We start from the raw sequence: 8135 nt of genomic DNA, 5'->3' as shown, positions 1-8135 counted from the left end.
CGCCCGTTCCCCTCTCCCGCGGGCGCGGCCGCCGTTTTCCGGCTCAACCGTCACGCCGGCGGTTCGTTCGCCGCACGACGACCACTACGATGCCGGCTGTTCATTCGCCGCATGACGACCACGATGTAGAGCCGGGCTTGCCCGGCTGACCGGGAGCCGCAATGACCAAACCACCCCAACAAGTCACCGCCACCTTAGCCGCCCTGCACCTCATCGAAACACTCCGCACCCGTCACGGCCCCTTGCTGTTCCATCAATCCGGCGGCTGCTGCGACGGCTCCTCCCCCATGTGCTTTGCCCAGGGCGACTTCATCGTCGGCGACCGCGACGTCCAGCTGGGCGAGATCGGCGGCACCCCCTTCTACATCAGCCCGTCCCAGTTCGAGTACTGGAAACACACCCAGCTGATCATCGACGTCGTGCCTGGCCGCGGCGGCATGTTCTCGCTCGAGAACGGCGAAGGCGTGCGTTTTCTCGTGCGTTCGCGGCTGTTCACCGACGAAGAGTTCGCCCAGCTGCAGGAGGCCGGGCGCGCCTGAGCCGGCCACAGCGGCCATAATGGGGGCTATTTCCCCGCTGTAGCCCGCCCATGTCTGCCTTGTCACCCCTCAAAACCCTGGCCGTGTCCGTGCTGTGCGTGGTGGTGGCGCTGTTCGTGCTGGGCATGGTCAGCGGCGCGGGTGGCTGGGTGGCACCCTGGGTCGGCATGGGGCAGGGCGAAGGCCGGCTGGGCTGGGACCTGGGCTGGACGATCGTGGGCGGCTTCGCCGCCTGCGCGTTCGCCAGCCGCTATGCGCCGACCTGGCCGTGGCTGCACGGCGGCATCGTGTGGGCGATGATCGTTGGAGCCTCGGCGTTCGCGGCCTGGGACCTCGGCAACGACTTCCCGTTCTGGTTCGTGGCGGTGCTGCTGGGCTCGCTGCCGATGCAGGGGCTGGGCATCTGGTTCGGCGCGAAGTTCCGCCCGAAAGGCTGAAGCGCCTACTGCAGCAGGCCGTGCACCGCTGAAGGTGGCATGTGGTCCAGCGCCAGCCAGGCGTCTTCCACCACTGCCCGCGCCTGCGGCCAGCCCAGCTTTGAGGCACCGCGCATCTGCTCCCACTGCTCGGCCAGTTCGCCATCGGTGTCGCCGTCGTCGCCGCGCGGCCAGTCGGCCCGGTGGGTGGTCAGGGCAAAGGCGTAGGCCGGGTAGAGGTCTTCCCAGCGCCGGCGTGAAGCACTGCGGCGACGCTCGAAGTCGCTGCGCATGTACTGCACGTAGTCCTGCGCGACCGCCTGCGGTTCTTCAGCGCGCGCCTGGCGGCGATTGCGCCGGCCAGGCTCGGGCAGCCGGTAGGCGTTGAACACGGCGGGCGCGATGCGGCGGTCGGGGCGGGGCATGACACGTCTCCGGCAGCAGGCAGGGTGGGCAGGAATAATCCTGTGGCCGTTATCCAGCTGTGACAGATCCGTTCAGAGCACTTCTATTCGCGGATGCTTCACCGCTTCGGGCGTGTAGTGAGGGCCCCCTCAGCGGAGCCACGCCCATGCCACGCGATCCCCTGCGCGAAGCCCATCCGCCCGTCCCCGGTGAACAACGCGGCAAGCACGACCTCTACGACGAGGAGGACCGCGGTGCCGGCATGTCGCCCTCGCACACGCCCGAGCACCTGCGCACCGGCGTCGACGCCGTTCACGGCACCCCGGACGAGCAGAAGCACGACCCGGGGCACCGGGAGCAGCAGGACAAAGCCAACGACAACCAGGACGAGGCGCTGGAGGAGACCTTCCCCGCCAGCGACCCAACGTCACCGTTCGTGCCTGCAAAAGTGCCGAAATAACGCGGCGGCATCACAACCACGACCACTGCAGCCCCACGCTGTAGCGCCGGTCCGGCCCCGGTTCGAAATACCGCTGGTTGCCATCGTTGACGATCACCGAGCCCACATAGCGCTGGTCCAGCGCGTTATCCACCCGCGCAAACGCGCGCAGTGTGCCCTGTGCGGTGCGCCAGTTGCGCGCCGCCTCCAGGTTCAGCAGCGCATACCCGGCCGCCCTGTCGCTGGCCAGATCGTTCACCACCGTATCGCTGGACGCCACCACTTCCCCCGCCCACTGCCAATCGCCGGGCCGGTAATCCAGCCGCGCGAACGCCTGCTGCTCAGGCACCCCGGGCAGCCGCGACCCGGCCGCCACCACCGTATCCGGCACCGCACAGCCACTGCTCGCGCAGGTGGCATAGGGCTCGCGCACGGTGGCTTCGATGTACGTGTAGGCCAAGGTCAGGTCCAGCTGCTCGGCCAGTGGCTGCTGCAGGCTGGCCTCCACGCCCTGGCGGCGGGTACGGCCGATGTTGCGGTAGGTGCTGCGGCCGTTGGTGTTGCTGGCGACCGCCAGTTCGTCATCGGTATCGGCGCGGAACACCGCCGCCTCAAAGGCCGCGCCACCGGCCCCGCGCCACTTGGTGCCCAGCTCCAGATTGCGGCTGCGTGCCGGGTTGAGGTTAAGCGCCAGCCCGGCCCCGCCGTCGTTGCGGTAGCCCAGCTCATTGAAGGTCGGCGTTTCGAAGCCGCGTCCAGCCGAGGCGTACACCCGCCAGGCGTCGGTGGCGTGGAACACCACGCCGGCCACCGGCGTGGTGGCGCTGTAATCGCGCGAGCCGCTGTCGTCCGGGTTGCGTGCGGTGATGTAGTCATCGTTGGAACGGAAGCGCACCGTGCTGTGGCGCAGCCCCAGCAGCGCCGACCAGCGCGGGGCCCACTGCCAGCCCAGCTGCGCGAACTGGTCCACGTTGCGCACGCGGTCGCGCTGGTCACGCCGTAATGCCCCGCGCACGCCCAGGTCGGACCCAATGAAATTCTCGTAACCTCGGCGATCCTGCGTCTGCTGGTCGGCATTGGCTCCGATCACCGCTTCCAGCGGCCGGCCCAGCCAGTCGCCCTGCCAGGCCCAGCGCAGGTCCAGTCCGCCATAGCCGCCGTCGAGGTCGATCACCCCACCGGCATGCAGCGGATTGGCCTGCGGCCCCGGTGGGATGGCCAGGTACTGTTCCACCTGGCGCTGGCCGGCGTAGCCCATCGCCCGCCAGGTCTGCGCGCCCTCGGTGCGGGTGAACACCAGCCCGGCCTGGCCCTGGCGCACGGATTTACGGGTGTTGTACTGGGTGGCCACCGCCGTGGCCTGGCGCGGATCGGCATTCACCTGCGCGCGGGTCAGCCCCAGCGGGTCCTGTGCGTCAGGCGCGTCCAGATAGTTCATCACCAGATCCAGCTGGCCACCGCCCACGTCCACGCCCAGCCGGCCGTTGAAGGATTCGCGCCGCGCGCGGCTGTGCTCGCGCCAGCCTGCGGTTTCAAAGTGATTAGCGGCCAGGTTGTAGCGCACCGGCCCCTGCTGGCCGCGCAGCTGCGCGCCGGCGCTCAGGGTGGCATCGCTGCCTGCGGCCACGCGTGCCCGCCACGGGTCGCCGGCCGCGCCATCGGCGCTCCAGACCTGCACCACGCCGCCGGACGAATTCCCATACAGCGCCGAGAACGGCCCACGCAGCACCTCAATGCGCTGCGCCGAGAGCAGGCTGGCGTGGGACAGCTGGCCCTGGCCGTCCGGCATGGTCGCCGGCACCCCGTCCACCAGCACCCGCACCCCGCGCACCCCGAAGGTGGAGCGCGCGCCGAAGCCGCGGATCGACAGCTGGGTGTCCTGGGCCAGGTTCTGGCGGTCGCGGGCCAGCAGACCCGGCACGCCGTTCAGCGCCTCGCTGACCTGGGCCAGCGTGCCATTGACCTCGTCATCCAGCTGCACGGTGCTGATCGAGGCCGGCAGGTCGACGTCGGCGACCCGCTGGCCGCGCGCGGCCTGGACCTGCACGGTGGGCAGGCGCTCGATGGCCGGGGCCTCGGCGGTCTGGGCCAGGACGGTGGCCGGCAACGCGCCGGCGACGATGAACGATGAATGGCGCAACAGGGGGATAAAGCGACGCATGCGGGGGCAGGGTCTCCGGTGGGGGGAAGGCCGTCTGTCAGCGTACGGCATGGAAGGTGACGAGAGCCGCCGCGCCCATGCCACGGCTTTGTTACGATGGCGCTGTTTCGGCCCATGCTGCCGTAACACCGAGCGCGAAACCTCCCCCATCCGTCATTTCGAATGAGTACCGCCGTGTCCTTCTTTGCAAACGTGGAACTGGTCCCGGGCGACCCGATCCTGGGCCTGACCGAGGCATACAACGCCGACAGCCGTTCGACCAAGGTCAACCTGGGCGTGGGCATCTATTACGACGAGAGCGGCCGCATTCCGCTGCTGCGCGCCGTAAAGCAGATTGAACAGCAGCTGGCCAACGAGGCCAAACCGCGCGGCTACCTGCCGATCGACGGGCTGCCGGCCTACACCCAGGCCACCCGCGAACTGGTGTTCGGCAAAGACTCGCCGCTGCTGGCCGCCGGCCGCGTGGCCACCTCGCAGACCATCGGCGGCAGCGGTGCGCTGCGCGTGGGCGCGGACCTGCTGCACAAGCTGCTGCCGCATTCCACCATCGCCATCAGCAACCCGAGCTGGGAAAACCACCGCGCGGTGTTCGGTGCAGCCGGCTTTGAAGTGGTGGAGTACACCTACTTCGACGCCGCCACCCACGGCGTGGACTTCGCCGGCATGCTGGCCGACCTGGAAAAGCTGCAGCCGGGCACCGTGGTGCTGCTGCACGCGTGCTGCCACAACCCGACCGGTGCCGACCTCACCGTCGAGCAGTGGAAGCAGGTGGCCCAGCTGCTGAAGGACCGCCAGCTGTTCCCGTTCATCGACATGGCCTACCAGGGCTTCGACAAGGGCATCTTCGAAGACGGCGCCGCGGTGCGCATCATCGCTGAAGCCGGCATCGACAGCTTCGTGGTCGCCAACTCGTACTCCAAGTCGTTCTCGCTGTATGGCGAGCGCGTGGGTGCGCTGTCGGTGGTGGCTCCGGACGCAACCGCCGCCAAGGCCGTGCAGTCGCAGGTGAAGCGCATCATCCGCACCATCTACTCCAGCCCGTCGAACCACGGTGCGGCGTTGGTGGCCGGCGTGCTCACCAGCCCGGAACTGCGTCAGATGTGGGAGCAGGAACTGACCGAGATGCGCGAGCGCATCCACGCCCTGCGTCACGGCCTGGTGCAGAACCTGGTCGCCGCTGGCGCACCGGAGTTCGCCTTCATCAACGACCAGGCCGGCATGTTCTCGTACTCGGGCCTGACCCGCCCGCAGGTGGACCGCCTGCGTGACGAGTTCGGCATCTACGCCGTCGGCACCGGCCGCATCTGCGTGGCCGCGCTGAACCAGGGCAACCTGGAGTACGTGGCCAAGGCCGTGGCAACCGTCGCCAAGGGCTGAATCACCGCAGTGACGAACACAACAACGGCCGCCCTGTGCGGCCGTTGTTGTAAGCGCCTTACCGCGCAAAGGCCGCACAGACGCTTTCCCTATAATGACTGCATGCGCCTGCCTGCCTCGATTCTGCTCGCCGCCCTGCCTGTGGCTGTCCACGCCCAGCAGGCGGAGAGCTACAACATCTATGCCATTCCCTCCCGACCTGTGGTCGAGGCAGTCGCCAAGGTGAGCGACACGCTTGCCGAGGCCGGCATGACCAGCTTCCATCGGCAGGGACACGCGGTGCACGCCACGCTCTACCTCACCCGCTATCCGACCAGCGCCGAGAGTGCGCTGAAGGCCGCAGTGGCGCGTATTGCACGTTGCCAGGCCCCGTTTGCCATGCAGGTCAATGGCATCGAGGTCACGCCATCGAACTGGTTGTTCCTGCATGTGGAGCCCAGCCCGGCCCTGCAGCGCCTGGCCGACACCGTGACGCTGGCCGCCGAGCCGCTGCGCGACCACAGCGTGCAGGCCCCGGCGTGGATGGCGGCGTACCCGGACAAACTGCCCGCGTTCCAGCGCTACGGCTCGCCCAATGTGTTCATGCAGTACCAGCCACACCTGAGCCTGCTGGCCGACGAGAAGAGCCCGAAGCTTGCCGCCTTCGTCGCCGCGGCCCAGGCGCAGCCGCCGCAGGCCAGCGGCGAGGTGACCGGCATTGGCATTGGCGTCACCGATGCCAACGGCCAGATCGTGCGCACATTGGCCGAGTATCCGCTGCAGGCCGCGGGCAAGGACTGCGCCTCGCTGTAAAGCGCGCGTGTAACCGTTTACCGCATTCTCAACTACACCTGAGTCCTTTTTTGGGGCGACAATACGGCCCCCAAATGTCTTTGGCAGTCATTTCATGTCCCGTACGTCGCTCACCCGGTACCTGATCGAAGAACAGCATGCCGGCCGTATCAACGCCGACCTGCGCCAGCTCATCGCCGTCGTCGGCCGCGCCTGCACCAGCATCTCCATCGCGGTCAGCAAGGGCGCACTGGGCGGCGTGCTCGGTGACGCCGGCACCGGCAACGTGCAGGGCGAAGCGCAGAAGAAGCTGGACGTGATCAGCAACGAGATCCTGCTCGAAGCCAATGCCTGGGGTGGCCACCTGGCCGCCTGCGCCTCGGAGGAAATGGACCACTGCCAGCCGGTGCCGGACACCTACCCGCGCGGCGACTTCCTGCTGCTGTTCGATCCCCTCGATGGCAGCTCCAACATCGACGTGAACGTCTCGGTCGGCACCATCTTCTCGGTGCTGCGCTGCCCGCCGGGCACCGAGCAGCCGAACGATGAAAGCTTCCTGCAGCCGGGCACCGCGCAGATTGCCGCCGGTTACTGCATCTACGGGCCCAGCACGCAGATGGTGCTGACCACCGGCCACGGCACCCACGCCTTCACCCTGGACCGCGAGAAGGGCGAGTTCGTGCTGACCACGCCGAACATGCAGATTCCGGCGGATACCCAGGAATTCGCCATCAACATGTCCAACCAGCGCCACTGGGAAGGCCCCATGCAGGGCTATGTGCAGGACCTGCTGGCCGGCAAGGAAGGCGCACGCGGCAAGAACTTCAACATGCGCTGGATCGCCAGCATGGTTGCCGACGTGCACCGCATCCTCACCCGCGGCGGCATCTTCATCTACCCCTGGGACAAGAAAGACCCCAGCAAGGCCGGCAAGCTGCGCCTGATGTACGAAGCCAACCCGATGGGCCTGCTGGTGGAGCAGGCCGGCGGTGCCGCCACCACTGGCCGCGAGCGCATTCTGGACATCCAGCCGGACCACCTGCACCAGCGCGTGCCGGTGTTCCTCGGCTCGAAGAACGAAGTGGCCGAAGCCACCCGTTACCACCGCGAGCACGACGCCGCGCAGGGCTGATGCACGCATGCGGGGGTCGGCCGCCGGCTGACCCCTGCAATGTGTGGAATCTGTCACATGGCAACGGCGTGACATCACGCGTGGCAGCGGTCACCATCGGGGGCGAACGCTCACGGACCGACTCATGACCGCCGAAACGCCGCGCGACTTCATTGAAGTAATCCACAACGCCATCCCCGCCGAAGCATGCGCCGCGATCCTGGCGCAGATGCGCGCCAGCGCCCAGCTGCAGCCGGGTGAAGTGGGCAGTGGTGTATTCCCGGAACTCAAGCACAGCAAGGACCTGCGCATCAGCGGCCGCGCCGAATGGCAGCAGGTTGAGATGCTGTTGCAGCAGGCCGTATTCAAAGGCGTATTGAGTTATCTACGCCGTTATCCACAGGCGTTGATCTCGCCGTTGATGTTGCAGGTTCAAGACACCGACGGCAGCACGCGCCGGCTGTCTGCCGATGATTTCCCCGGCATGGAAGACGCGCAGCTCTCCGAACTGGCCCGTACGTGCCTGCGCCCCGGTGCCATCAACCTGCAATGGTATGCGGCAGGCGAGGGCGGTTACCCGTACTGGCACTGCGAGCTCTACCCGCGCGACCCGGCCGGTGAAACCCTGCACCGGCATCTGCTGTGGACGCTGTACCTCAACGATGACTTCCAGGCCGGCGAGACCGAGTTCCTGTTCCAGGAGCGGAAGATCGCACCGCGGACCGGCAGCCTGTTGATTGCACCGACTGCATTTACGCATACCCATCGCGGTAATCGGCCGGAGGGTGGGGACAAGTTCATTGCGACCAGCTGGATTCTGTTCCAGAGCGTGCAGCGTCTTTATGGTGGTGCCTGAAGTATCCCGGTAGCGCCGGCCGTTGGCCGGCCCTCGACACCGCCTGGGCCGGCCAACGGC

The 8135-nt window shown here is 67.7% G+C and carries 9 protein-coding genes; 7 read left to right on the top strand and 2 right to left on the bottom strand.

Features of this window, described 5'->3' with window-relative positions:
* Positions 1-161 precede the first annotated feature (161 nt).
* Positions 162-539 carry a DUF779 domain-containing protein gene (locus QMX83_RS18460; protein WP_282298098.1) on the top strand — a complete coding sequence of 126 codons (378 nt, stop codon included), beginning with the start codon at positions 162-164 and terminating at the stop codon, positions 537-539.
* A 50-nt stretch (positions 540-589) separates the two neighbouring features.
* Positions 590-976, top strand: coding sequence for a hypothetical protein (locus QMX83_RS18455; protein ID WP_282298097.1), 387 nt, complete (start codon positions 590-592; stop codon positions 974-976).
* 5 nt (positions 977-981) lie between these two features.
* On the opposite strand, the gene QMX83_RS18450 is transcribed toward QMX83_RS18455, so the two are convergent.
* Positions 982-1380 (bottom strand): hypothetical protein, encoded by a 399-nt coding sequence (locus tag QMX83_RS18450; RefSeq protein WP_282298096.1) that lies wholly within the window; start codon positions 1378-1380, stop codon positions 982-984.
* A gap of 146 nt (positions 1381-1526) precedes the next feature.
* Between QMX83_RS18450 and QMX83_RS18445 the strand changes: the two genes are divergently transcribed.
* Entirely contained in the window at positions 1527-1820 is a 294-nt protein-coding gene (locus QMX83_RS18445) for a hypothetical protein (RefSeq protein ID WP_282298095.1), read from the top strand.
* A 10-nt stretch (positions 1821-1830) separates the two neighbouring features.
* On the opposite strand, the gene QMX83_RS18440 is transcribed toward QMX83_RS18445, so the two are convergent.
* Positions 1831-3960 carry a TonB-dependent receptor gene (locus QMX83_RS18440; protein WP_282298094.1) on the bottom strand — a complete coding sequence of 710 codons (2130 nt, stop codon included), beginning with the start codon at positions 3958-3960 and terminating at the stop codon, positions 1831-1833.
* A 174-nt stretch (positions 3961-4134) separates the two neighbouring features.
* On the opposite strand from QMX83_RS18440, the gene QMX83_RS18435 reads away from it, so the two are divergent.
* The 4 genes from QMX83_RS18435 (at position 4135) to QMX83_RS18420 (ending at position 8075) form a co-directional block, all read left to right on the top strand.
* The gene (locus QMX83_RS18435; protein ID WP_282298093.1) at positions 4135-5337 is read left to right on the top strand and encodes an amino acid aminotransferase; all 1203 of its coding nucleotides are present in this window, start codon (positions 4135-4137) and stop codon (positions 5335-5337) included.
* Positions 5338-5439: 102 nt separating this feature from the next.
* Entirely contained in the window at positions 5440-6129 is a 690-nt protein-coding gene (locus QMX83_RS18430; RefSeq protein WP_282298092.1) for a 2'-5' RNA ligase family protein, read from the top strand.
* A 94-nt stretch (positions 6130-6223) separates the two neighbouring features.
* Entirely contained in the window at positions 6224-7240 is a 1017-nt protein-coding gene (locus tag QMX83_RS18425; protein ID WP_282298091.1) for a class 1 fructose-bisphosphatase, read from the top strand.
* Positions 7241-7364: 124 nt separating this feature from the next.
* On the top strand, positions 7365-8075 hold the full coding sequence (locus tag QMX83_RS18420; RefSeq protein WP_282298090.1) for a 2OG-Fe(II) oxygenase: 711 nt from the start codon (positions 7365-7367) through the stop codon (positions 8073-8075).
* The last annotated feature ends 60 nt before the right edge of the window (positions 8076-8135 follow it).

The sequence above is a fragment of the Stenotrophomonas sp. PS02289 genome (assembly GCF_029960115.1).
Classification (GTDB): domain Bacteria; phylum Pseudomonadota; class Gammaproteobacteria; order Xanthomonadales; family Xanthomonadaceae; genus Stenotrophomonas.
Note: the sequence above shows the minus strand (reverse complement) of the source record. Positions and strands in the feature narration are given on the sequence as shown.

Bases quoted from the DNA above. Each gene is read 5' to 3' on its own strand.
- QMX83_RS18425 (WP_282298091.1), top strand. From the start codon at position 6,224: ATGTCCCGTACGTCGCTCACCCGGTACCTGATCGAAGAACAGCATGCC.
- QMX83_RS18420 (WP_282298090.1), top strand. From the start codon at position 7,365: ATGACCGCCGAAACGCCGCGCGACTTCATTGAAGTAATCCACAACGCC.
- QMX83_RS18455 (WP_282298097.1), top strand. From the start codon at position 590: ATGTCTGCCTTGTCACCCCTCAAAACCCTGGCCGTGTCCGTGCTGTGC.
- QMX83_RS18460 (WP_282298098.1), top strand. From the start codon at position 162: ATGACCAAACCACCCCAACAAGTCACCGCCACCTTAGCCGCCCTGCAC.
- QMX83_RS18430 (WP_282298092.1), top strand. From the start codon at position 5,440: ATGCGCCTGCCTGCCTCGATTCTGCTCGCCGCCCTGCCTGTGGCTGTC.
- QMX83_RS18445 (WP_282298095.1), top strand. From the start codon at position 1,527: ATGCCACGCGATCCCCTGCGCGAAGCCCATCCGCCCGTCCCCGGTGAA.
- QMX83_RS18450 (WP_282298096.1), bottom strand. From the start codon at position 1,380: ATGCCCCGCCCCGACCGCCGCATCGCGCCCGCCGTGTTCAACGCCTAC.
- QMX83_RS18440 (WP_282298094.1), bottom strand. From the start codon at position 3,960: ATGCGTCGCTTTATCCCCCTGTTGCGCCATTCATCGTTCATCGTCGCC.